The organism is Pseudovibrio sp. Ad46 (assembly GCF_001623065.1).
Taxonomy (GTDB): Bacteria; Pseudomonadota; Alphaproteobacteria; order Rhizobiales; family Stappiaceae; genus Pseudovibrio.
In genome coordinates this window covers 76,890-100,310 of the sequence record NZ_LMCG01000081.1, presented here as the reverse complement: position 1 = coordinate 100,310, position 23,421 = coordinate 76,890, and the positions used below count along the sequence as shown (strand labels likewise).

Sequence of the window (23,421 nt, the reverse complement as noted above, 5' to 3'; positions counted from 1 at the left end):
AGACAAACCTGAGATCTTCAACGTATGTTTTGCAGCAAACACAGTCGCAAAAATCGACTTAACATCATAACATGACCGTCACCCATGTCCCCGAACAAACGTCAACTATCTCTCCGGGACAAACATCTACGCCCGGGATGATAGCGTGGAGGAGCTGCCAATGGCTTATCTGCGCAGCTCCAAGTCGCTTACGTCTTTTGATCGAAGAACTGGAACGTCATGCACCGGCCTGTATAGAACGTGTTGCCGGTTTCTGCATCGAATGCTGGTCTGTAAGGTCGCCCATGCGGGTAGGTTTGGATCTTGCTATCTGCTGCATGGATTACACCAGTCGTATATCCTTTGTCCTTACAAGCTTTGTCGATTGCAAATCTGGCGGCTTTCTCAAGCGTTCCAGCATTGTCTGGACCGCCTTTTATTGCCAACCCAATTTTTTCGTCTTTGACTGATGTGTAACGCACGCGCAAACCATTGTGCTTTACTGAATGGCGCAGTTTGTGCTGCTTTACACCCTCAATCGGATCATACAATTGTGAAATGGGTATTCCCGGTTGTGGTCCCAAAATTGCGTCTCTGAATGAAGATTTAACATTTTGCTTGGCAGTCTCACTGCATCCAACCAGGAGAAGGCTGCATGTGATCAGTGCGGTAATTTTTTGCATGTTTCTGTTTCTTTCACGATTGTCTCAAAGAGCAATGTAGAGAAAGCTTCGTGTGTAAAAATGGATTGTGTGATTGGATCAAAAACACAAGTAACTTGGCTCGTGTGGGTATAGGTCCCGGCTCGAGGGCCGGGATGACACCGTGGGGCGCAGTTGAAGGTTTAACCGTACCGCTCTGGTTCCAGCGTCGCTGCGTTTGCGTGAGATGGCAGCGTGCCCTAAAGCAGTTCGCATTTAAGTTGAAATACCTGGACTGCTTTAGCTCTGCTTTTGCGTATCTTTACCCGAAAACCGGATGCCACTTTTCGGCGATACGCCGCATATACCCCCTTGCTCAGCCCGAAATGGGTGCCCTGCTGGTCTGCGGAGCTGTCATCCTTCTGCAGGCCAGTGCTTTGTTATGGGGGGCTACTTGTGGGTGGGGATGAAGTCGAAGAGGTCCCAGCCGTCGGTGGTGGCGGTGATGAACTTCATGTCGGCGCCTTCCAGCACCGCGCAGGTGAGGCGGCCTGAGGCGTAGGCTTCGGTGTCTACGTCGAGCCGGTTGGAGCGGCGGTCGATGTGTTCGACCGGGGTGTGGCCGTGGACGACGAAGACGCTGAAGTCCTCTTGAAAGTCGAGGAAAGGGCCGCGGATCCACATGAGTTCCTCAGCGCGTTGTTCTTCCAGCGGTACGTCTGGGCGGATGCCTGCGTGGACGAACAGGTAGTCTCCGCACTGGTAGTGGAGGGGCAGGGACTCAAAGAACGTTTCGTGTAGCTTGGAGAGGTTTTCCTTAAAGATGGTCTGCACGCTTTCCGCACCTGCCGAGCCCATAAGATCGTGAATGGAGAGGCCGTAGGAGAGCAGGGTTTCTGTGCCGCCCAGATCCTCCCAATGGTAAAGCGTCCCTGCATCTTGCAGAAACTCCAGAAGCGAGGCTTCGTGATTGCCTTTCAGGCAAACCTGGCGCGGGGTGCGGTGGTGGTGATCGACAAGGAAATCGATGACGCCCTGACTGTCCGGGCCGCGGTCGATGTAATCACCAAGAAAGATGGAGACCGGGTCCGTGATTGGGCGGTTTTTCAGGTCGCTCTCAATGGCTTTGCCCATGACTTCCAGCAGGTCGAGCCTGCCGTGAATGTCTCCCGTCGCATAAACGCGTGTCCCTTCCGGAAGAGTTGGATGGGTGTTTTGCATGGTCGTCCCGTTCCAAATGCTTGTCTGTGTCGCGGTCACTGGTGGTCCAATCTACTTTAAGAAAACGAATGAGGAGCAAACCGACAGCCTCAATTTGTTGGCTTTGGGGCTGTGGGAAGTGGGCAAGTTGATGAGTGTTGAAAATTGGTTCAATGAAAATAGTTCGATATCGCACTTGTTTTATATGTAGTGCTATGCTTATAGTTCGATATCGCACTAAATGGAGTTGAACGATGAACCTTTCCAGACGCAAGATGATTGGCCTTATGGGTGGTGGTGTGGTTGTGGCAGCGACTGCCTCGGCTGGTGCATTTCTGGCGACCCGTCGTCCAACGCGGGCGCTGGCTCCCTGGGAGACTGCGGGCGCTTACGCTGAGCCGCGGATGAAGGCGCTGTCCTACGCTTTGCTTGCGCCTAACCCTCATAACCGTCAGCCGTGGGTGGCTGAGCTGCGCGGAAGTAACATGCTGGCCATTTACCGTGACAAGAGGTTGAACCTGCCAGAGACTGACCCGTTTGACCGCCAGCTGACCGTTGGCATGGGGTGTTTTCTGGAACTGTTGCGCATGGCTGCGGCGGAAGATGGGTACGATTTGCAGATGGAGCTGTTTCCACTGGGAGAAGATGGGCCGGTTGCAACGGCTTACTTTGCGAAAGGGGGCACACCTGATCCGCTGTTTGCGCATGTTTTTGAGCGGCATACCAACCGTAACGCTTATAAGGATATGTCTGTTTCAGCAGAAGCGCAGGCGGTTTTGGCTGACTATGCGACGATCAAAAGCGGCAAGGCTGAGGTTGCGGCCTTGCGGAAGCTGACGTGGGACGCGATGGATGTTGAACTGACAACGCAACGTGTGATGATGGAAAGCGTTGATCTGATGCGGTTTGGTAAAGCCGAGATTGAAGCGAACCCGGATGGCATTGCGCTGAGTGGTCCGTTTTTGGAGAGCCTGATGCTGGCTGGGATGTTGAGCCGCGAAGATCAGGCAGATCAGACCAGCTCTAGCTTTCAGCAGGGACGGGATATGATCCGGGATGCGATGAACGCGACACAGGCGTATGCGGTGGTCACCAGTCCGGGCAATTCGCGGGTCGATCAGATTAAAGCAGGGTATGACTGGATCAGGTTGCAACTGGCAGCTACTGGATTGGGTCTTTCCATGCAGCCGGTTAGTCAGGCACTGCAGGAGTTTCCTGAAATGGTAGAGCATTATTCTGCGGTGCACGAAATGCTGGCAGGTCCGGGTGAGACTGTTCAAATGCTTGCGCGATTGGGGTATGGTCCCAAAATTGATCCCAGCCCGCGCTGGCCTTTGAAAACACGAGTACCGAATGTCTGACGATACCCCCTCCCAAGATCTGACGCCCTACTTTTCTATGTTCGTTGAGGTGGGGATCATAAACCAGATCGGCTCTGCGTTTTTGGAAGCGCGGCTGCCAAAGGGCCTTCTGGTTTCGCATTTCGGGGTGACCAGCCATTTGAGCCGCGGATTTGATGGGGCCACTCCGCTGGAACTGGCCCGCTCGTTTCAGGTTGCGAAAACAACCATGACGCATACGCTGGGCGGGTTGGAAAAGCATGGCTTCGTGGAACTGCGCCCCAACCCGGATGACGGGCGCTCCAAGCGGGTGTGGCTGACACCAGAGGGGCGGCAGTTTCGTGATGATGCTGTGCAGCAGCTGGAGCCGCTGTTTCACAAGCTGGCTGAGCGGTTTCCACCTGAGCAGGTCTCTGCCTTCTTGCCGGGCATAAGTGAATTTCGTGCGGTGATTGACCAGTTGCGGGATGAGGAGAAGTAACAGCAGGTGTTGCTGCTCTTCGTGTCTTGGAGTGTGTTGCGTTCATATGTAGTCACGCACCAAGCTCTAACTCTCTGTTTTTGCGTGTTCTTATCGGAAAACCAGAGCCGCTTTTCAGGAGCGCGCTCTAAGATGTTGCTCCTTTTACCAGCAACAGGCTGAGGCAAAGCCCGGTGAGGTATAGGCCCAGCCCAAATGAAAGGTGGGCGATAAGACTTCTTATTCTTGCGATTGTCGGGGCTGGTGTTTTGGAGGCGGCAACTCCAAAACCGAATGCTGGCTGCATGAAGAAGAAGGGGAACCCCACTGAAAGCAGACCGATTAGGAACGGCATCAGGATGGTTGGATTTTGAAGCCAGTTTGGTCCGGTCAGAGCAAGCAAAACGAGCGCAAATACAGCACCGATGACGTAATGAGCGATCCAACCGATGGAGCGTTCAAACGGCTGTGGAGGGCTCTGCATGATGTTCTGATGCTGGAAACGCCCGCGCAACATGCTTAGCATCCAACGGCCAACCAGCCGGTAATCCAGGGCGGGAATAGCGAAAAACCGAAGCCGGACCCAGGCGACCAGATCCATGAAAATTGTTGCGCCAATACCAAGCAGGGCAGCATTGATTAAAAGACTTGTTGTGTGCACGGTTTTGCCTTTCCTGATAGGGAATTGGCGGCACTGTGCCACTTCAAGTCGACTTGAGGTCAAGAGAATTCTCTAGATTTTGATGGATAATATTTCTCAGGTTAATAGTGCTAGTAGACCTGCTTTTTGGGTGTTCAGGAGAGTGAGAAGTTGGGTCTCATCCCGCGCGTGATCGCGAATTCCAAGTGAGGAAAGCACCAGATATTCTGCGAGTTGCTCAGCGCTGTGTCCCTGAAAGCTATAGTGCGCCAGCATTTCGGCACAGGCGGTGATGTTGGTTGCTTGTGCTTTCAGTGTGGCCGCTTTGCCTTCTGCATTGAACCCACCGATCATGTCTCTTGCATCAGGAGATGCGGTGATGACCTTGAAGGATGGGATGATGGAGTGTTTGTAGTAGGCGCTTAGTTTGTCCTCCAGAGTTTCCAGAGCGGACCATTCTTTTTGCACGGCAGCCAGAGACTGGTCAGAGAAGTGCCTGATGGAGGCGCACAGGATTTCGTTTTTATTCTTGTAGTTTGAATAGACTGTCTGGCGCGCAACGCCTGCCTCTGACGCGATGTCGTGCATGCGGGTGCGGTTTACGCCAAAGCGCATGAAGGCCCGCACGGCGGCTTCCAGAATCTTCTCTCGCAAATTTTCCATGGCGGCATCTTGACAAAAAATGTCATTTTGTCAAGAATTACAAAAATACGAAAAATGTAATTTTGTAATTTGCAGAAGAACGCTTCCTACATGGACATGCAAAGCTTTGGAGCTGAAGAGGATATCGAGAATGGAAAGACGCGCCGTATTGCAGGCACTGGCTGCAAGCATCGTGACTGGCTTGGTGCCAGGTCATGTTTTTGCTGCTGCACAGAAATTGGAACAGAAGGATAGAGCTATGATTATTGTCACTGTTGAAGTTGAGTTTGAAGACAACCAGATCCAGCAAAAACTTGCTGCTGTTCAGCAGATGGATGCGGCTACTGCTGAAGAAGCTGGATGTATTTCCTACAAGTCTTCTCTGGATGCGACCAATCCGAACATCCTGAGAATCTATGAGATGTGGGAGAGTATGGATGCTCTTATTCCGCACTTCCAAACGCCACATATGGCGGCGTTTCAGGCTGAACTTAGCTCGTTAAAATCAAAAGGTATGACTGCGAAAGTCTTTGAGGTCAGCAAAGAACTGCCGTTTCCAAACTAACTGGCAGGCCGTCAGGATCAGCTTACAGGCAGGATTGAGGTTCAAGCTGATCGGAAAGTGTCTTTGCTGGTGTTTCGAGTACTTGGGGTGCAGGAGGCGAGGTTTTTCAGCGAGCTGTTTTGGCCAGAAGTAGTTCTGTTGCAGCTTTCACATGCTGTTCTATCTGCTGGTCTGAAGGGTGGGGCATTCCCATTAAGACGGAATCTCTGAATGCGAGCAGCATTGATGTCCATAACTGAACGGCAGTGTCTGGCGCAGTCAAACCCAACCTGTCTGCAAAAAACTCTGAGAGGTGCTTGTCTGTTTCATTTGGGCCGACCGAGAAGAAAGTGCTTGTTATTTCGGGTGCTTTTGCACTCTCTGCGACCAGCAAGCGGAATGTGCTCAGGTGATTGTCGGTTAAATGCGCATGGATGAAATTTACACCAAAACCTTCCAGGGCATCCTTTGCGTCAGGCTTCTTTAGGTGATCGAAGAAGTTGTCTTCTGAATCTGAGCCCATGTGCGTCAAGGTTGCTTGAAACAGGTCGATTTTGGAAGAGAAATAGCGGTAAACTGTTTGCTTTGTGACCTGAGCCTGATCAGCGATCTTGTCCATGCTGGCCAGTATATAGCCCTCTGAGAGAAACACGTGTTGTGCTGCTTCCAGAATCGCACGGCGCTTCTTCTCTTTGTTTTGCGCGATCTTCCCCATACTTTGCCCTTCGCAACAAAATCATACTGATTGGTATGATTTTGTTGACATTCGTGTGTTTGCATAAATCATACTGAGCGGTATGATTATTGAAGGTATACATCATGTCTTATCTAACAGGGTACACGTTAGACCAGAAAAATCTGAGAGTATCCGGAATTCTTATCACCCTGCTGGGTGCTGTGCTGATGAGCTTTGACCCGATCTTCATCCGGTATTCGGGTGTAAGCGGGTTTGATACAGCATTCTTATTCGGGCTTTTTACAGCTATCTCAATGCCATTCTTTATCCAGATGCGGGATGAGCGCGGGGTGATTGGGGCGTTGCGGGCGAGCGGATGGCCAGTCTTGTTTTCCGGCTTGTTGATGCTGGGGAGTGCTTCTTCGCTGGTGCTGAGTATCAAGCTGACATCGGTCGCCAACACTTTTGTTATCCTCAGTATCTCACCAGCATTAGCTGCTGCGTTCAGCTGGCTTTTTCTTGGGGAGGTGACGAAACGCGCAACGTGGATTTCTATCATTTCGATAATGATTGGAATTGCGATTGTTGTCTCCGGTTCGTTTGGGTCCGGAACCCTTATGGGGGATGTACTGGCAGGGCTGGCGGTGACGTGTTTGTCTCTCAATCAAACACTCTTGCGCAAGTATCAAGGTGTCAGCCGCATGGCGAGTGTTGGTGTTGGTGGCTTCCTGTTGGCGGTGGCTATGTTTTTTCTCGCTGCGCCGTCCACTTACAGCCTGAACACATGGATCATTATGGGCTTGATGGGATTGTTTACCGCTCCATTTGGTCGTGTCCTTTCTCAAGTTGCGACGCGCTATATCACAGCGCCTGAGGTTGGCATGTTGCTGATGATAGAGACGGTGCTGGCCCCTCTTTTTGCCTTCGGTTTTTTTGGTGAGATACCGCATCAGGAAAGCTTCATCGGTGGCACGATTATCGTCGTGACGATCCTTATTTACGCAGTGATTTCCGGCAGGGAAGAAGCTTAAGGAGCATAGTGTGACTGGAGAACTTATCTATATCGGGCATATTGAAACCCCGTATTTTGATGTTGAGGATTGCCCGAACAACATTCAGCCTGAAGGGCCAGAATGCAAAGTCATCCTGAAACATGATTATTGGGCAGGATTAAAGGGCCTTCAGCCGGGGCAGGCGATTATGTTGCTGTACTGGTTCGAAAATACGCAAAGATCTCTCATCCAGCAGAAAGGGTGCAGGCACTCAACTGATGACCTGATTGGGAGTTTCGCGCTTCGCTCGCCTCATCGGCCCAACCCTATTGCAGTCTCTCAATTGCCAATTCTAAGTATCGGAGATGGTGTGATTACTGTTCGGGGTCTCGATTGCCTGAATGAGACCAAACTGCTTGATATTAAACCTGCAATTTTGCATGAAACCGCGAGACTAAAGCCTTAGGAAGACCTTTTGCTTTGAGTTTACGCATGGCTGATAGGCAACGTGTGAGGAGAGCATCCATGCACGTTGCTTCTTTTCAGCACCTTTTATTGAGTTTGGGTTATTTTATTTCAATGATTAGAATTGTAGAGAAATAAAATATCAACTTAGCGGTGTGGTTGTGCTCTTCGATACACTTGTGCATCAACTGCTTCTCTAGGCTTGTCCTGTTCGCTTTTGCTTCATGCAGTTGTTTGGGAGAGCATTTTGGAGCGATGTCAGGAAACGGAATTACAAGACCTATTTGATGGTTTGGCGGCGGAGCTTCAATTGCCTGCTCTGGCGCCGAACGGAGCTGGGCAGGTTGCCCTTCACTCTGATGAACATCATCTTACGACAACGATTTGGGCGCGGTTTCAGGAACGGCGCTATGAGGTGCAGCTGGAAGCTGATGTCTTTCCAGAAAATGATCTGGAGATGCCTCAACTGAAAACTCTGTTGGCTCGTGTGGGCCAACTTAACTCCTGTGGCCTGATACTCGATGCTCAGCAGCGATACGCTGTGCGGCAACACCTCCTTTTGCAAATGACTGACCCGGTTGAACACCTGATGGAGGCTTTGAAGAGCTTTATTGGTGAGGCATTGCAGCTGCGCCATTCGCTGGTCAACGCCGGAGACGCAGAAAGCCAGTGGTCCTCAGAGCATATTTTGGTCTGAGTGGTTTGGGAGGGACGCCACGATGAGGAATACCGGAATATCAACGCAGGTCAGCACGGCCAGTTCACATGTTAGTCAGGCTTCCGAGCAAACAGGGGTTCGGCCGGAAAGGGCGCGGTCCAATACTCAGTCTGCTCGGATGCCTTACCGGCTTTGTGCAGTGCCTGTTGCTGGTGGGCATGAGCGGCGGGCGCCTCAACAGCAAGGCAGGGTTTCTCTGGCAAGTTTTCAGCCCCGGCGTGTTCCTGCTTCTGGCGTGTCCGGGCAAAATGCACGGTCAGAAGCAGGGCAAGGTATCTCCTCCATGGAGCGAGCGCTGCTGGATGCCCGCCTTAAACTTCAGCCTGTTCAGCGTGATTATCTGGGCCAGACGGCCCGGTTTGGTGACAAGGTTGCTGGGGTTGGGGCTGAGAACCGGATGCTGCAGGAGCTGCAGGCCTTTGCAAAAGACCCAAGCTTGTTGACGAAAGAACGGGCTGCAGAGCTGCATAAGCAGTTGGGGGCTGTGTCGTTCTCTGACCCTGAACAGGCTGAGACCAAACAAACTCTGGTCGATCACTTCAAAAGGGTTGCACGAGGCGCGACGCCGAACCGGCAGACTGTGCGAGTTCTGCGTCCAGTTGTTGAAGATTTGCAGCGCCACATTGAGGACAGACAACCCGCGCTTGATCGGGCGCTGGGTGGTGGCAGGGCGCAGTCGCAGCTGCGTGCCAGTCAAAGCGAATGGAATGAGGTCCGGACCAAGCAGCTTTCTGAGGTTGCGGGTGGGCAGGACAAGGACGCCGGGTACCATCCCTCCCGTGTGACTGCACGAGGAGCCGCCGTTGAGGGCGTACAGACAGAGGGGCTTGTGAGGAACGTGCTGGGCAAGTTTCCTCACAATGTCACGCCGCTGATCAACGGTGCTGTGAATGGCCGAGCAGAGATTTTTCGTGGTGAAATCCCGATTACGGACGGCGTTGCCTATGGCCGCTTTGGGTTTACCAGCTTCTATTATGCTTTGGGGGCGATCCAGAGTCTGATCTCTGCACGCTCTGCTTACACCAGCATGAAGGCCGCAGATGCAGCGCTGGATACTTTTCACTCTGAAGGGTCCCAGTTTATTGAGGCGCAAAAGGACATTGCTGAAGTGGCTGCGTTGTCCCGCATGGTCAAGGATGTGCAGAAGGGCGGTGGTTCTCCTCTGACATTGTTGGATACGTTGGCTCAGGCGGTCAAAGCAGGCAAGGTTTCTCAGAGGGGGCTTGGTGTTGCTCTGCGCGGGATGTTTCCTGAGTTCTCGCCGCGTGCGACTGTTGCTTTGGAGGCTTACGTTAACGCTGAGAAGGGAACTGCTGGAGAGACTGAGTGTCTGACCGCTTTGCGTAATGAAGTGGCGCTGCATTATGGCGAGAGTTCCACCACTGACAGTGCGCATTTGAAAGGCGGCCTGGATCATCTTGAGGGCGCACTTAAGATGAAGATGCGAGAGGCTGATCGGGCTCATAAAACACTGACCGGGCTTGTTGCCAATTACGGTAAAAATGCTGAGCTGGCGAAGGCCATGCGAGATGACTACCACAAACAGATGCATGTGAATATTTTCTCTGCTGAAGTGTGGGGACTTGCCATGGTCGCTGATGGCATGGCGATAGCGGAAAGAGCTTTGATCTCAAATGTTGAAGGGGTTTCTCTGGTCACGACCGGTTTAGGCTATGCCGCTGGCACTGTTGGTGCAGGCGTTGGTGTGCTTGCGGTTGGCCTGTCGGCTTATGATGCCAGTGTCACGGCTATTCGTGCTTTTAAGCATCATCAGACCGGGAAGAAAGCGCAGGCTCTGCATCGCTTGTTCTCTGAGCGGCAGGAGGTGCCGGTTTCCGGTCTGGACGGTTCGCGGAAGGTTTCTCAGCCGCGGGACGCGGAGCTGGCGATGATTACAAAGACCATCGCGAACAATCAGTCCAAGGCGCGAAACACCAAGATTGGTAAAGCTGTTTTGTCTGCGGTTGACGGGCTTGGATTTGCTGCGCTGACTGTAGGCGGCGTTGCGGGTGTTGTTGCGACGGCCACTGGCGGCGTTGCGGCTGCTGGCGTTGCAGCTGCGGCTGGACCGGTTGGGGCTGCAATTGGCGGGGCGTTTGTTTTGGGCTCAGTGGCCTTTGTTGCCACGCGGTTGATCAAATGGGGTGTGCACCATTACCAGAGCAAGCAGCTTCAGAAGGTGATTGCGGGTGATCAGCAAGCCATGCAGAAATATGCCCGTAAGCACAATATTACGACTGGGCAGGGTGGGTCTGCGCGGCGAAGTACTGTTGTTGCGGAGATTAAGAGACATGCCATTGATACACTGACCAAGCACAGCACGAAGTTTGCTCTGCATCGGTTCCACCAGCGGCTCACTCAGGAGATTTCGCAGGTGGACAGGGCACACTGGGATCAATCACCCGCTATTGCCGTGATGAAGTGTTTCTTTGACGAGCCCGCGCAAATTCAAGCTATCGCAGGTTTGAGTGAGGATGCCGCTGTGAAGGTGCTTGCGAAGAAATTTCAGGTGCGGATGTAAATAAAAACACTTAGTATGTGTAATTTACTTAAATTGGTTTTGTTTGAGGCGCAAGACTCTGCGTACTTGTCACAATCTCTCATCCTAATCGTCTTTGTTAGGTAACAACAAAAATGAACGGAGAGCGAAATGCTAAAACCGATACTTAAGATTGGGATCAGTTGCTTGTGGGTTATTCTGCCGGGGGCAGCAATAGCAGATGTAGAAGTAACTTTTAAACGCTGTATTTCAGAGGCACCACGTGCTGAGGTTCGTATTCAAATCTTGAAAGAAGACTCAGATCCAATGCCTCTTGAGTTTGATGCGCTTGTGAGTAACATCGAAGCAAGGATGTCAAAGAAGTTGGAAGGGGCCTGTGCTCCAATACCTTTTACGGTGAATAAATTCAATTGCCTTGCTAGAGGGGAAGATCTTCCAGCTGATTTTGACGAAGTTGCATTCGAGATAAGGGAAATACAGCACAACGACTATATGTACTCCAATAGATTTGATTGTGATTCAAACTAGGATGGGATGCTAACACGTATCTCGTTGCGACTTTTAAGAGAACTCTTTACTTGCAACAAAAAAAGGCAGCTTGCCGGAGTGGTCCGGAGCAAGCTGCCTTTTGGAATTTGTATTGGCTAAGCGGTCCAGCTATTAGGCCTTGGCTTTTGCCAGCAGTTCACGCATCTGGAGGTGTGTGAACTCGTTGCCTGCGATGATGGAGCGGGTTTCGAACATGTCGTCCTTGCCGTTGGCATCGGACACGAAACCACCAGCTTCACGCACCAGCAGAACGCCTGCTGCCATGTCCCAAGGATGCAGACCGTTTTCCCAGAATGCATCGAGACGACCGGAAGCAACCCATGCCAGATCCAGTGCAGCTGCACCAGCGCGGCGGATACCTGCAACTTCGCCCATCACGTGACGGATTTCCTTCAGCGCGCGGCCATGGTCGCCAACGCCGATGAATGGAATGCCGGTGCCGATCAGGCAGTCGGTCATGTCTTTACGTGCTGCAACGCGGAGGCGGCGGTCATTACAAAATGCGCCGGAGCCTTTTTCTGCAGTGTACAGTTCGTCCATGATCGGATTGTAGATCACGGCTGCTACGATCTGACCAGCGCGTTCCAGAGCGATGGAAACACCGAAGATCGGAATACCATGGAGGAAGTTTGTTGTGCCGTCGAGCGGGTCAACGATCCAGCGGTGCTGACCGTCTGTGCCTTCGATCTCGCCGGATTCTTCCATCAGCAGGCCGTAGGTCGGGCGTGCTTTTTGAAGGTCTTCACGAACGATTTTTTCTGCTTTGTGATCTGCCTGGGAGACAAAGTCACCTGGGCCCTTGCGGGATACTTGCAGGTTTTCAATTTCGCCGAAGTCCCGTGCCAGAGAGCGACCAGCTTTTGTCGCAGCCTGAACCATTACGTTTAGAAGGGCCGTACGTGCCATTTTTTATTCACCGTTCCTGAATGGGTAATGAGGCAACCGTATGCTGCCTCATCTTTATTGCTTTAAGATTATTTCTCTGCGCGACGAACGTATTCAACGGAGTCGGTGTCTACAATGATCTTCTCACCGGAGGTGATGAATGGAGGCACCATACAACGTACGCCGTTTTCCAGAACTGCTGGTTTGTAAGAGGAAGACTGGGTCTGGCCTTTTACAACTGCGTCAGCTTCTACGATTTCCAGAGTGACGTGGGTTGGGAGAGAAATGCCGATTGGCTTTTCTTCGTGCAGTTCAACAGTGACGGTCATACCGTCCTGCAGGAATGCTGCGCGCTCACCAACGAATTCCTTCTGGAGTTCGAGCTGCTCATATGTTTCGTTATCCATGAATACCAGCATGTCGCCTTCTTCATAGAGGAACTGGAAGTCTTTCTGCTCAAGGCGAACACGCTCAACGGACTCAGTTGCGCGGAAGCGTTCGTTCAGTTTGCGACCGTCGAGCAGGTTTTTCATTTCGACCTGAGCGAATGCGCCGCCTTTGCCTGGCTTCACGTGCTGAACTTTAACCGCAGCCCAAAGTGTGTCCTGGTGCATAAGCACGTGGCCCGGCTTAATTTCGTTGCCATTGAGTTTCATAGAACTACCAATCAGTTTGATAAGTTCAGAGTATGTCGCGTTCACTTGTATTGACGCGCCACATTCTTAACTTTTGTTTTCATGCGTATCCTGATCTGAGGTCCGGTTGGTCCTTGTCAGGGATATGCTTTAGCAAAGGCTGGCACGGATTGGCGCTGGGCCTAGGATCGCAGCCTGTCTGGAGGTCTGTGCAACATAATTTCGCGCGATTTTCAAGGAAAAAGAGCGGATGCTCACCGTGAACCTACATTCCGGTGCATATCCACAAGGTTAGTGCGGACAACCTTAGGGCTTTTTATCGCTTCTGCGTTTGGTAATCTGTTCAACAAAGACGACGCTGAGAACGAAAGTCGCCACCTTGCCCAGCCCAGCTATTGCGGTGGTAGCGCCAATATCAAGTAAGCCAGTTCTGACCATTTCACCAAATGTCAGAAATGAAATTACACCAATTCCTAAGGCTAGCGCCAAGCGACTGATGAATATACTTATTTGCTTCATGGGTTTTCTTTTGCGATTAAAGTGCCAGAGTATTTTAATCGCCTGACGTTGCGCGAAGCTGGGTGTTGGTAAGTTGATGGTGGTGTGTGTTGGAGTCTACCTGTCCTTCTATACTTAGACTGGAGATAATTTTACATAAAAACTCATCGGTTTTTCATCAAGAGGATTGCGGTTAAGCGTTAGCGAGCTGGCTGGAGAACTGGAGAGGCGCCGATTTTTATTCCAATTTCTGCCGCTCGTTTGCTGGCTTGCTCTTGCTGTTCGAGAGAAAGAGAATTGGAAATAGCTTCCAACTCACTGTCCAAGATGCCTTGACGGCCTGCGTGGAACTGCCAGGCAGAGGCTTCAATCAGATCAACCGGTCGACCGCGGCCATTGGCGTAGATGCGGGCGAGGCGGTTCATGGCGATTGGGTTGCCTTTGGTTGCTGCACGCTCGAACCAGTCTGCGGCCTCGGTTTCATTCGGGACAAGACCTTCGCCTTTGAACAGCAGGGTTGCGTAGTAAATCTGCGCAGGGACCAGTCCGCGGCGGGCGGCTCGGCCCATCCAGAAGGCCGCGCGCAGTGGATCGCGGATTTCCTCCGGGCCATCCTTCAGGTAGATGCCAAGTTCCAGCATAGCGTCGGCATCACCGGTTTCTGATGCGCGTTCCAGCAGGTCTTTGATCTGCTTGGGATCATTCGGGCGGACTTTGCCTTCCTGATGCAGGAGGGCGAGATTGTAGAGTGCTTCGGGGATGTTGACAGCAGCAGCTTTTTCCAGTTGCTGGGCGGCCTTGTTCTTGTCAGCTGTTGTGCCAGCACCAGCCAGATAAAGCAGGCCGAGGCGCAATGCTGCTTGTGGATCGCCATCATTGGAGGCGAGTTCGTACCAGCTTGCGGCCAATGGCAGATCCTGAGGGACACCTCTGCCGGATTCGTAAAGCACGCCGAGCAGTGTCTTGGAGCTGGTGATGCCAGCTTCTGCCTGACGGGTTGCCAGTGCCAGAGCTGTCAGATACCACCCGCGCTGGAATGCGCCATAGGCCGGATCGCCTTTTATGGTCTCCGGTGTTGGAGCAACCTGCGGAATGAATGGTGCTTTTGAAAGAGGAGAGGGCAGCAGGATTGATCCGTTTGGATTATACGGATCAACTGTTCTTGCGCCTTGAGGTGTGGTTCCACCGCTCGGAGTTGTTTGTGCAACAGCCATGCCCTGTAAGCCGAGCAGACCGGTCACAGCTGCGACAGTTACGAGTTTGATAGAACCAGACAACTTCAAGATATCAGTCCTCAGCTTCCGCCAGTGTGTGTGTTGAGAGGATTGCATTGGCCTGCTCAACAGCTGCTTTTGGCCCTTCAGGGTGATTCCAGACAGCTTCACGTACTGCTACGAATTCAGCGCCAGTTTGGGCTGCGGTGTCAACTGAGGAAACTGAGGTGCCCGCCAGGATGACACATGGCGTTTCGAACACTTCAGACCACCAGTGCCCGTAGTCCAGTGATTTGCGATGCGGCTCTTCTTCCTGATTGAGTGAAAGCAGGCCGAAGAACATGTAATCGACGCCCATAGAAGCAACAGTCATTGCTTCGTGGCGTGTTTTGATGCCAGCGTGGCCGATGATGCGGTCTTCCGAGAAGGACTGCATGGCTTCTTCCAGATCCTTGTCAGAACCGGAAACGTGCAGGCCATCTGCGCCGGAGCGACCCATGATCTGGGTGTTGTTTTCAATCAGAACAGCAACTTCACTGGCCTGTGCCAGTGGCACCAGACGCTTTGCAGCCGCCTGCAGGTCGCTTTCGTTTGCGTCCGGCATGGAGATCAGCAGGCTCGCAATGTCGCCACCTTCCAAAGCTTGATTGAGTTGTCCTTCGAATTCGTCGAGGTCAAAGGTTGGCGGTGTGACAAGATACAGACGCGGATGCACTGAGGTTGCTCCTGATAAAATTCCAGTAAAAAGAGATCATGGCGGTAGTGTAACCTACGTCAAGCCTCTGGCCCATTCATTGGGATAAGTTCTAAACAGCGTCTTGATCTCTTTTTCAAGAGGCTGTGTCAAATTCTAGGCAAAAGCGAGAATAAAACGAAAAGAGGGACCAAAAAGGCCCCTCAATCCATAATAATGTAAGAACTAACTGTCTTATGCTTCTAAAGCAACAACGCCAGGTAGTGCTTTGCCTTCCAGCCACTCAAGGAATGCGCCACCAGCAGTGGAGATATAAGTGAAATCATCACTTGCTTTTGCGTGGTTGAGGGCTGCAACGGTGTCACCGCCACCAGCAACAGTTTTCAGCTTGCCTTCTTTGGTGCGTGCTGCTGCGTGCTGGGCAGCTGCAACAGTTGCCTTGTCGAATGGTGCGATTTCGAATGCGCCGAGAGGACCGTTCCAAACGAGGGTCTTTGCGGTATCGATTTTAGCTTTCACAACTTCGATAGAAGCTGCGCCAACGTCGAGCATCATCGCGTCTGCTGGGATAGCATCGAGAGCAACAGTTTCGTTCTTGGTGTTGGCTGCAAATTCCCATGCAACAACAGCATCTGTTGGCAGAACGATTTCGCAGTTTGCTTTTTCAGCTGCCGCCATGATGCGGATTGCTGTGTCAGCCAGATCGTGCTCGCACAGGGATTTGCCGACGTTCACGCCTTTTGCAGCGAGGAAGGTGTTCGCCATGCCGCCGCCGATGACCAGGATGTCTACTTTAGACACGAGGTTTTCGAGCAGGTCGATCTTGGAGGAAACCTTTGCGCCGCCAACAACTGCCAGAACCGGACGCTCAGGCGTGGAAAGTGCGGAACCGAGTGCTTCCAGCTCTGCCTGCATGGTACGGCCTGCGAATGCAGGAAGCAGCTTTGCAATGCCTTCGGTGGAACCGTGCGCGCGGTGTGCTGCAGAGAATGCGTCGTTTACGTACAGGTCACCGTTTGCAGCCAGTGCTTTTGCAAATTCTGGATCGTTCTTTTCTTCACCGGCATAGAAGCGGGTGTTTTCCAAGAGCAGAACGTCGCCGTCAGCCATTGCATCAACGGCAGCTTTGGCTACGTCACCGGTGCAATCTTTAGCGAAAGCAACTGGTTTGCCAAGCAGGTCAGCAACAGGGCCAGCAACAGGCGCGAGGCTCATCTCTGCAACGACCTGGCCTTTTGGACGGCCAAAGTGTGCGAGAAGGATAACTTTGCCACCAGCCTCGGAGATTTCGCGGATGGTTGGCAGGACACGCTCAATACGGGTGGCGTCGGTAACGATGCCATCCTTCATCGGGACGTTGAGGTCTACGCGGACCAGAACACGTTTGCCTGAAAGTTCGGCATCGCTAAGAGTTTTGAAAGACATGTTTGTGTTCTCTCTTGATCTGAAATCAGATCAGTTATCAAAAACACTGCCAGAGGCTGTAACTTGGACTATGGAACCCACAAAATCGGGTTGAGCAAGCGTGAAAAATGGCAAGAAGATATAGCAATAGTTGTTTGGCGACTAACCACACAGATTGCTGACACGCTTCCCTATTTTCCCGATATATTTCCCGAGTGGTCCTTTAACTTCTGGACCCCATCCCTGAACAAGACGCGTGCTGGCAAAGACTCTGATTGTCAGCGCTTCTTTATCTGGCTGGTCTCGATAGTCAAAAGTAATTTCTAAATTCCCGTATTCGCTGACTTTTGTCTTCTTTTTATTGACAACATACTCTGGGAATTTTCCACTCGGCCCGGTCCAACAAGTCTCAGCAGCTTCTCGATAAGCCTTGAAAATAATCGGAGCTCCTTCAGGTTTATAGTCTACGTCTTCGAAGACAAGAAGCTTTGGGTTTCCTTTAGTGCCATAAGGTGCAGAAGCACATCCAACCAGAAAGCCTAAAAGAACTATCCAAAGACCTATAAACCGCATTTTGAAGCATCCGCATCTTGAGCAATGAACAGAGGCAGCTTTGCAAAGCTGCCTCTATCACTCAATACTGAGATTTTAGGATTAGATGAGCTTTGCCATCGCAACAGCGGTGTCCGCCATGCGGTTGGAGAAGCCCCACTCGTTGTCGTACCAGGTGAGGATACGAACCATTGTGCCTTCCATGACCTTGGTCTGGTCCATGTGGAAGATGGAAGAGTGTGGGTCGTGGTTGAAGTCGCAAGAAACGTTTGGCACTTCGGTGTAACCAAGAACGCCCTTCAGTTCGCCTTCAGCCGCTGCTTTGATTGCTGCGTTGATTTCTTCTACGGAAGTTTCTTTCTTCGCGATGAAGGTCAGGTCAACAACAGAAACGTTTGGAGTAGGTACGCGGATTGCAACGCCGTCGAGCTTACCAGCCAGCTGAGGCAGAACCAGGCCAACAGCCTTAGCAGCACCAGTGGAGGTTGGGATCATGGAAAGAGCTGCTGCGCGGCCGCGGTACAGATCCTTGTGCATTGTGTCGAGAGTAGGCTGATCACCGGTGTAAGAGTGAACGGTGGTCATGAAGCCTTTTTCGATGCCAACCAGTTTGTCCAGAACGTAAGCTACCGGAGACAGACAGTTGGTGGTGCAAGATGCGTTGGAAACAACCAGATCTTCAGAAGTCAGGGTGTCGTGGTTTACGCCGTACACGATTGTTTTGTCAGCGCCTGCTGCAGGAGCAGAAACCAGAACGCGCTTTGCGCCAGCTTCCAGATGCAGGGAAGCTTTTTCTTTTGCGGTGAAGATGCCGGTGCACTCCAACGCAACGTCGATACCCATTTCACCCCAAGGCAATTCTTTAGGATCACGGATAGCGGTTACTTTGATTGGACCACGACCACAATCGATTGTGTCGCCGTCTACGGTCACTTTTGCAGGGAACTTGCCGTGTACGGAGTCAAACTGCAGCAGGTGTGCGTTCGTTTCAACCGGGCCGAGGTCGTTAATTGCTACAACTTCAATGTCGGTACGACCGGATTCAATGATTGCACGGAGAACATTACGACCAATGCGACCAAAGCCATTGATGGCTACCTTGACTGCCATTTAAGAACCTCTTTCGGTACGGCGCCTTAAAAAACGCCCTCGTTTTATATATTCGCCAGCTCTTGCCGGCCGTCTTCTGAGAGGCCTCTGGCTGAGAGGAGCCAGAAGCTTCATTTAGTCAGCTTTAGGCGTTATCGCTATCGCCAAGGCGCTTTTCTGCCTCTTGGACCACTGCATCAGCAGTAATCCCGAAATGCTCATAGAGCTCCTGGTAAGGGGCGGAAGCACCAAATCCTGACATGCCTACGAAACCACCATCAGAACCGACAAAGCGATCCCAACCCATACGAACGCCCGCTTCCACAGCGATCTTCACCGGACTACCACCAATGATGGCATTCTTATATGCGTCAGATTGTTGCTCGAAGAGTTCGAAGCTAGGGACGGAGACCACACGGGTCGCAATTCCCTTGCCGTCGAGCTCTTTTTTCGCGTCGACTGCGATCTCAACTTCGGAGCCGGTTGCGAACAGAGTAACGGTCGCTTCTTCTTCACAGTCAGCGATGATGTATGCGCCTTTGGCACACAGGTTTTCGCTTTCGTAGTGAGGACGAAGGGACGGCAGGTTCTGACGGGTCAGAGCCAAAACGCTTGGATTATCAGTGGCTTTCATTGCCAACTGCCAGCATTCCAGGGTCTCAGTGATGTCCGCTGGGCGGAAGAACTGCAGATCTGGGATACAACGTAGAGCCGCGAAGTGCTCCACAGGCTGGTGTGTTGGACCATCTTCACCCAAACCGATGGAGTCGTGGGTCATTACGTGAATGACGCGCTGCTTCATCAGGGCTGCCAGACGCAGAGATGGACGGCAGTAATCGGAGAAGATCAGGAAGCCACCAGAGTAGGGGATAACTCCGCCATGCAGAGCCATACCGTTCATTGCTGCAGCCATGCCGTGCTCACGGATGCCCCAGTGAATGAAGCGGCCGGAGAAATCGTCCGGAGTAACTGGTGGTGTATGTTCGGTGTTGGTGTTGTTGGAACCAGTCAGATCAGCAGAGCCGCCGATGGTTTCAGGCACAGCACCTGTGATCACTTTCAGAACAGCCTGAGACGCCTTACGGGTCGCAATTTTTGGCTGGGTGTCTGCAAGCTCTTTCTTGTAGGCGTCGATTGCTGCGTCGAAGCCGGATGGCAGGTCGCCACGGCAACGGCGCTCAAACTCGCCACGTTGCTCAGGGTTTGCTTCGTTGAAGCGCTGTTCCCACTCTTTACGAGCGTTTGCGGAACGCAGACCTGAGATGCGCCATGCATCGAGAACGTCGCTTGGTACTTCAAACGGCTCAGCAGACCAGCCAAGAGCTTCGCGGGTTGCTGCAATTTCTTCAGCGCCCAGAGGAGCACCGTGCACTTTGTTGGTGCCGGACTTGTTTGGAGACCCGAAGCCGATTGTGGTTTTCGCCGCAATCATTGTTGGCTTGTCGCTCTTGCGAGCTTCGGTCAGCGCTGCTTCGATTTCTTCCGGATCATGACCATCGATGGAGATGGTGTTCCAGCCAGATGCCTTGAAGCGTGCAATCTGATCGGTGCTGTCTGACAGATCTACGGAACCATCAATGGTGATGCCGTTGTCGTCCCAGATGAGGATCAGTTTGTTCAGCTTGAGGTGACCTGCCAGAGAAATAGATTCCTGAGAGATACCTTCCATCAAGCAACCGTCACCTGCGAGAACGTAGGTGTAGTGGTTTACGAGATCTTTGCCGAAACGCTCTTCCTGCAGACGCTCAGCGATTGCCATGCCGACTGCGTTGCCAAGGCCTTGACCAAGAGGACCAGTGGTGGTCTCGATGCCTGCGCCATGACCGTATTCCGGGTGGCCGCATGTCCGTGCGCCAAGCTGGCGGAACTGCTGAAGCTGTTCAATGGAGAAGTCTTCGTATCCCAGCAGATAGAGTGTGGAATACAGCAGCATGGATCCGTGCCCTGCGGAGAGCACAAAGCGATCGCGGTCTGCCCATTTCGGGGAGTTCGGATCAAACTTCAGAAACTTGGAAAACAGGACCGTTGCGATGTCAGCTGCACCCATTGGAAGTCCAGGGTGGCCAGATTTTGCTTTTTCAACGGCATCCATTGAAAGAAAGCGTATCGCATTCGCCATGCGAGAGTGCTTTTCGAGATCGGTCATCTTATTCCCGCTGTCGACCCGGCAGGGCAGCCGGTTCTTTACTAATAGCTAGTGTAAATTCGATGACAGTTGCCATAGTCTTTGCCCCAGACTAATGCGAATTGGCAGTTGTCCACGAACGAATAACGGAAGGAGACATAGCAGGTCAGAAAGTTGAGTCAATGAAACTGAGCTCTTCTGGTGCCGTTTATTGCGTAAGTTGAGCGCTTTTGAAATTTGAATAGCATTTGTCAACATAAGTTATGTTGCCAAGGTCTCTTTAATGAGTGAATTTGCTTAGCGTAAAATGCGTGTTCATTAGATTTTTATGGTGGCGAAGCTTGTATTTTGTTCACGAATGTTGCGTCGGGTAATTTTCCGAGTCGAAGACCTTTGTAAGTTCTGTAATCACTGATAAATGAGATGGTTCTCGCACATTCCTAAGATATGATGTGAATAAAGCTCGACGATTCCCTCCAGCTAATGGATAATTGTCTTCCGCTTCCCTAGACGGGATTAGGTCGGGTTGCCATCTCCCAATGGTAACTGATGTTTTGGTGAGTACGGATACAGGTAGATGTCAGAGGTGAAGATGGATAGTGGGCAAGATCTGGATCATGCGCTGGATCGTATTACTGCCTCCATCACGAAGCTTGAGGGGGCGATTCATCGCAGGACGTCCCGTGACAAGACCCTTGATGCGTTAGAAAACGACTTGCAGAGAATTGGTGAGGATCGAACACAGCTGGCATCAAAGCTTGATCAGGCCGAGGCGCGTGGTTCGCGACTTGAAGATGTCAACAAAGATGTTTCCCGCCGCCTTGTTGCTGCCATGGAATCCATTCGTACTGTTCTCGACGGACAGGAGAGCTAAGATCAATGGCGCAGATTACAGTTACAATCAATGATCGCAGCTTTCGCATGGCGTGTGATGATGGTGAGGAAGAACGGCTTCTCGGTCTTGCTCAGCGTTTTGACGACAGCATCAGTAGCCTGAGAGAGAACTTTGGTGAGATTGGCGATCAGCGCTTAACCGTGATGGCGGGCATCATGGTGACGGATCACCTTGCCGAAGTTGAGCGGAAATTGCGTGCCGCCGAAGGGCGTATCGAAGAACTCGGGAAAGCTGAGGCTTCTGTTGAAGAGCGTCTGGCTGCGCAAGAGCAGCGTTATCTGAGCCGCATTGAAGAGCTCGAGCAAGAGCATCGTGAGAAAGAAGCCAGAATTGTTGCGCGTCTGCTGGAAAGCGCAGACAAGATTGAGCAGCTGAGCACTGATATGGACAGCGAGCTGCGCGAAGACGAAAGCGCGGCTTAAGACTTTTTTGTTTCTTCCTTTATCTCGCCTGCCAGTTGGTCCGCTATTGGGCCAACAACCACCTGGACTGAGCCAGCAGCAGGTTTGATGACACCGTGAACGCCGAGTTGCTTCAAAACCGCTTCATTGATGGCATCACCATCTACCACTTTCAGGCGCAACCGGGTTGCGCAGGCATCTATTTCCAAAAGGTTGGCTGAGCCACCCAAGGCTTCCAGATAAGCATGCGCTTTGCTGTTTGTTTCGTGGAGGTTGTCCGCTGCTTTATCCGCTCTTTCAGTTTCACGACCCATGGTCTTCAGGTCAAAGAGCTTAATGGTTGCCACGAACAGAAAATAGTAGATGGCGAAGAATGCTGCTCCAACCGGGATTAACAGGAGCGGTTTTGTGGAGATGCCGTAGTTGATCAAGTAGTCAAACAAACCCGCCGAGAAACCAAAGCCCAGCTTCACACCCAGCACGTTCATGACAACCATCGAGACGCCTGTGAGGATTGCGTGGATCACGTAAAGTGCAGGAGCCAGGAACATAAAGGCAAATTCGATCGGCTCAGTTATGCCGGTCAGAAATGACGTGAGTGCCATGGAGAGCAGTATGCCTCCTACGACTTTGCGATTTTCTGGCTTTGAGCAATGGTACATGGCAAGGCATGCGGCGGGGAGTCCAAACATCATGACTGGGAAAAAGCCGGCCATGTAGGCTCCGGCGGTTGGATCTCCTGCGAAAAAGCGGTTCAGATCGCCGGTGACAACATCTCCTGAGGCGGTGATATAATCACCCAGAATGAACCAGGCGATGTTGTTCAGGATGTGATGAAGGCCTGTGACGATCAGCAGTCGGTTCAAAGCGCCATAGAGGAACAAGCCCACATCACCCATATGCGTAATTGTGTTTGTGAGGGAGATTAAAGCCCTGTCAAACCAGAGCCAGCCATATCCAAAGAGGGCGGCAACGAGCAACGCGGCGACGCCGGTCACGATGGGTACAAAGCGGCGGCCTCCGAAAAAGGCGAGGTAGTCGGGAAGTTTGATATCCCGGAACTTGTTGTAGAGCAGGCCTGCCGTAATACCCATGATGATCCCGACCGGGACTGCAATACGACCTTCCATCTTGAGAGCTTGTTCTGGACTGAGCCCTGCCAGTTCAACAGCGCCTTGTTGTGCAACGAGGAAGCCGACCAAACCCGCCAGAGCTGCTGCGCCGTGGTTCTCCTTTGCAAACCCAACTGCGATACCTACGGCAAACAGCATGCCCAGATTGGCGAAAATTGCACTCCCTGCAGAGGCAACGAAGGGAAGATTAAGAAGGTCGGCTTGTCCAATGCGCAGGAGGATTGCTGCGACCGGCAGCACTGCAATTGGTAGCATCAAGGATTGCCCGAGCTTCTGAACGCCTGCAAATGCATTGTTTGACATTCAACTTTCCTTCCTCTCGATAAGTCCCAAGGGCCTTTAAGTCCGTCTTCCTCTTCAAGCGCTCATATTTACGCGGAAACTATGAAGAAGCTGCCGAACGTGCCCCTGCGTTATGAAGGGTTGTCGGTAATCGAGTTGATAGTCTTGAAAAATTACCCGCATACGGGCTGGCGATACTTGTTTATGACAGTGGGTTACGCTTGATTTAATGTGAAGGTTGGATCCGAGGGGCTGGTAATTTTATTCG

At 51.9% G+C, this 23,421-nt stretch carries 25 protein-coding genes; 10 read left to right on the top strand and 15 right to left on the bottom strand.

Features of this window, described 5'->3' with window-relative positions; translation table 11 throughout:
- Positions 1 to 188: 188 nt before the first annotated feature.
- Together PsAD46_RS25770 and PsAD46_RS25765 are read right to left on the bottom strand one after the other, a co-directional pair.
- Entirely contained in the window at positions 189 to 563 is a 375-nt protein-coding gene (locus PsAD46_RS25770; RefSeq protein ID WP_153040818.1) for a hypothetical protein, read from the bottom strand.
- 507 nt (positions 564 to 1,070) lie between these two features.
- Positions 1,071 to 1,841, bottom strand: coding sequence for a metallophosphoesterase family protein (locus tag PsAD46_RS25765; RefSeq protein ID WP_063308192.1), 771 nt, complete (start codon positions 1,839 to 1,841; stop codon positions 1,071 to 1,073).
- A gap of 233 nt (positions 1,842 to 2,074) precedes the next feature.
- Here PsAD46_RS25765 and PsAD46_RS25755 point away from each other — a divergent pair, with 233 nt between their 5' ends.
- Positions 2,075 to 3,181 carry a hypothetical protein gene (locus PsAD46_RS25755; RefSeq protein WP_063308190.1) on the top strand — a complete coding sequence of 369 codons (1,107 nt, stop codon included), beginning with the start codon at positions 2,075 to 2,077 and terminating at the stop codon, positions 3,179 to 3,181.
- Positions 3,174 to 3,641, top strand: a complete 468-nt coding sequence (locus PsAD46_RS25750; RefSeq protein WP_063308189.1) for a MarR family transcriptional regulator — start codon at positions 3,174 to 3,176, stop codon at positions 3,639 to 3,641. The genes PsAD46_RS25755 and PsAD46_RS25750 overlap by 8 nt, the downstream gene beginning before the upstream one ends.
- Positions 3,642 to 3,768: 127 nt before the next feature.
- Here the strand turns inward: PsAD46_RS25750 and PsAD46_RS25745 are convergent, their stop codons facing one another.
- A complete protein-coding gene (locus PsAD46_RS25745) occupies positions 3,769 to 4,281 on the bottom strand; it encodes a DUF2938 domain-containing protein (RefSeq protein ID WP_063302766.1) in 513 nt (170 codons plus the stop codon).
- A gap of 96 nt (positions 4,282 to 4,377) precedes the next feature.
- Positions 4,378 to 4,923, bottom strand: coding sequence for a TetR family transcriptional regulator (locus tag PsAD46_RS25740; RefSeq protein ID WP_063308188.1), 546 nt, complete (start codon positions 4,921 to 4,923; stop codon positions 4,378 to 4,380).
- A 130-nt stretch (positions 4,924 to 5,053) separates the two neighbouring features.
- Here PsAD46_RS25740 and PsAD46_RS25735 point away from each other — a divergent pair, with 130 nt between their 5' ends.
- A complete protein-coding gene (locus tag PsAD46_RS25735; protein ID WP_063308187.1) occupies positions 5,054 to 5,467 on the top strand; it encodes a putative quinol monooxygenase in 414 nt (137 codons plus the stop codon).
- A gap of 106 nt (positions 5,468 to 5,573) precedes the next feature.
- On the opposite strand, the gene PsAD46_RS25730 is transcribed toward PsAD46_RS25735, so the two are convergent.
- Positions 5,574 to 6,161 carry a TetR/AcrR family transcriptional regulator gene (locus PsAD46_RS25730; RefSeq protein ID WP_063308186.1) on the bottom strand — a complete coding sequence of 196 codons (588 nt, stop codon included), beginning with the start codon at positions 6,159 to 6,161 and terminating at the stop codon, positions 5,574 to 5,576.
- Between the two features lie 104 nt (positions 6,162 to 6,265).
- Between PsAD46_RS25730 and PsAD46_RS25725 the strand changes: the two genes are divergently transcribed.
- The 5 genes from PsAD46_RS25725 to PsAD46_RS25705 all read left to right on the top strand — a co-directional run bounded on the left by PsAD46_RS25725 (position 6,266) and on the right by PsAD46_RS25705 (position 11,325).
- On the top strand, positions 6,266 to 7,153 hold the full coding sequence (locus tag PsAD46_RS25725) for a DMT family transporter (protein WP_063308185.1): 888 nt from the start codon (positions 6,266 to 6,268) through the stop codon (positions 7,151 to 7,153).
- A gap of 10 nt (positions 7,154 to 7,163) precedes the next feature.
- The gene (locus PsAD46_RS25720) at positions 7,164 to 7,580 is read left to right on the top strand and encodes a TrmO family methyltransferase (RefSeq protein WP_063302762.1); all 417 of its coding nucleotides are present in this window, start codon (positions 7,164 to 7,166) and stop codon (positions 7,578 to 7,580) included.
- A 246-nt stretch (positions 7,581 to 7,826) separates the two neighbouring features.
- The gene (locus PsAD46_RS25715; protein WP_063308184.1) at positions 7,827 to 8,276 is read left to right on the top strand and encodes a hypothetical protein; all 450 of its coding nucleotides are present in this window, start codon (positions 7,827 to 7,829) and stop codon (positions 8,274 to 8,276) included.
- Between the two features lie 22 nt (positions 8,277 to 8,298).
- Complete coding sequence (locus PsAD46_RS25710; protein WP_208982040.1) at positions 8,299 to 10,818, top strand: hypothetical protein; 2,520 nt, start codon at positions 8,299 to 8,301, stop codon at positions 10,816 to 10,818.
- Positions 10,819 to 10,947: 129 nt separating this feature from the next.
- A complete protein-coding gene (locus PsAD46_RS25705; protein WP_063308182.1) occupies positions 10,948 to 11,325 on the top strand; it encodes a hypothetical protein in 378 nt (125 codons plus the stop codon).
- A gap of 132 nt (positions 11,326 to 11,457) precedes the next feature.
- On the opposite strand, the gene PsAD46_RS25700 is transcribed toward PsAD46_RS25705, so the two are convergent.
- From PsAD46_RS25700 to tkt, 9 genes are all read right to left on the bottom strand, one after another.
- Entirely contained in the window at positions 11,458 to 12,252 is a 795-nt protein-coding gene (locus PsAD46_RS25700) for an inositol monophosphatase family protein (RefSeq protein WP_063308181.1), read from the bottom strand.
- Positions 12,253 to 12,320: 68 nt separating this feature from the next.
- Positions 12,321 to 12,887, bottom strand: coding sequence for an elongation factor P (gene efp / locus PsAD46_RS25695; RefSeq protein ID WP_057462058.1), 567 nt, complete (start codon positions 12,885 to 12,887; stop codon positions 12,321 to 12,323).
- A gap of 285 nt (positions 12,888 to 13,172) precedes the next feature.
- Positions 13,173 to 13,385 carry a hypothetical protein gene (locus PsAD46_RS28485; protein ID WP_208980557.1) on the bottom strand — a complete coding sequence of 71 codons (213 nt, stop codon included), beginning with the start codon at positions 13,383 to 13,385 and terminating at the stop codon, positions 13,173 to 13,175.
- Positions 13,386 to 13,564: 179 nt separating this feature from the next.
- Positions 13,565 to 14,647: a tetratricopeptide repeat protein gene (locus PsAD46_RS25685; RefSeq protein WP_208982039.1), complete on the bottom strand. Its 1,083-nt coding sequence runs from the start codon at positions 14,645 to 14,647 to the stop codon at positions 13,565 to 13,567.
- 4 nt (positions 14,648 to 14,651) lie between these two features.
- The gene (locus tag PsAD46_RS25680; RefSeq protein ID WP_063308180.1) at positions 14,652 to 15,293 is read right to left on the bottom strand and encodes a thiamine phosphate synthase; all 642 of its coding nucleotides are present in this window, start codon (positions 15,291 to 15,293) and stop codon (positions 14,652 to 14,654) included.
- A 213-nt stretch (positions 15,294 to 15,506) separates the two neighbouring features.
- A complete protein-coding gene (locus PsAD46_RS25675) occupies positions 15,507 to 16,697 on the bottom strand; it encodes a phosphoglycerate kinase (protein ID WP_063308179.1) in 1,191 nt (396 codons plus the stop codon).
- 141 nt (positions 16,698 to 16,838) lie between these two features.
- A complete protein-coding gene (locus PsAD46_RS25670; protein ID WP_063298477.1) occupies positions 16,839 to 17,249 on the bottom strand; it encodes a hypothetical protein in 411 nt (136 codons plus the stop codon).
- Positions 17,250 to 17,330: 81 nt separating this feature from the next.
- Positions 17,331 to 18,338, bottom strand: a complete 1,008-nt coding sequence (gene gap, locus PsAD46_RS25665; RefSeq protein ID WP_063308178.1) for a type I glyceraldehyde-3-phosphate dehydrogenase — start codon at positions 18,336 to 18,338, stop codon at positions 17,331 to 17,333.
- A gap of 124 nt (positions 18,339 to 18,462) precedes the next feature.
- On the bottom strand, positions 18,463 to 20,463 hold the full coding sequence (tkt, locus tag PsAD46_RS25660) for a transketolase (protein ID WP_063308177.1): 2,001 nt from the start codon (positions 20,461 to 20,463) through the stop codon (positions 18,463 to 18,465).
- A 556-nt stretch (positions 20,464 to 21,019) separates the two neighbouring features.
- On the opposite strand from tkt, the gene PsAD46_RS25655 reads away from it, so the two are divergent.
- Together PsAD46_RS25655 and PsAD46_RS25650 are read left to right on the top strand one after the other, a co-directional pair.
- Positions 21,020 to 21,316: a DUF4164 domain-containing protein gene (locus PsAD46_RS25655; RefSeq protein WP_057461991.1), complete on the top strand. Its 297-nt coding sequence runs from the start codon at positions 21,020 to 21,022 to the stop codon at positions 21,314 to 21,316.
- 5 nt (positions 21,317 to 21,321) lie between these two features.
- Positions 21,322 to 21,759, top strand: a complete 438-nt coding sequence (locus tag PsAD46_RS25650; RefSeq protein ID WP_063301069.1) for a cell division protein ZapA — start codon at positions 21,322 to 21,324, stop codon at positions 21,757 to 21,759.
- Here PsAD46_RS25650 and nagE read toward each other — a convergent pair.
- Positions 21,756 to 23,174 carry an N-acetylglucosamine-specific PTS transporter subunit IIBC gene (gene nagE / locus PsAD46_RS25645; RefSeq protein ID WP_063308176.1) on the bottom strand — a complete coding sequence of 473 codons (1,419 nt, stop codon included), beginning with the start codon at positions 23,172 to 23,174 and terminating at the stop codon, positions 21,756 to 21,758. The genes PsAD46_RS25650 and nagE overlap by 4 nt on opposite strands.
- Positions 23,175 to 23,421: the final 247 nt, after the last annotated feature.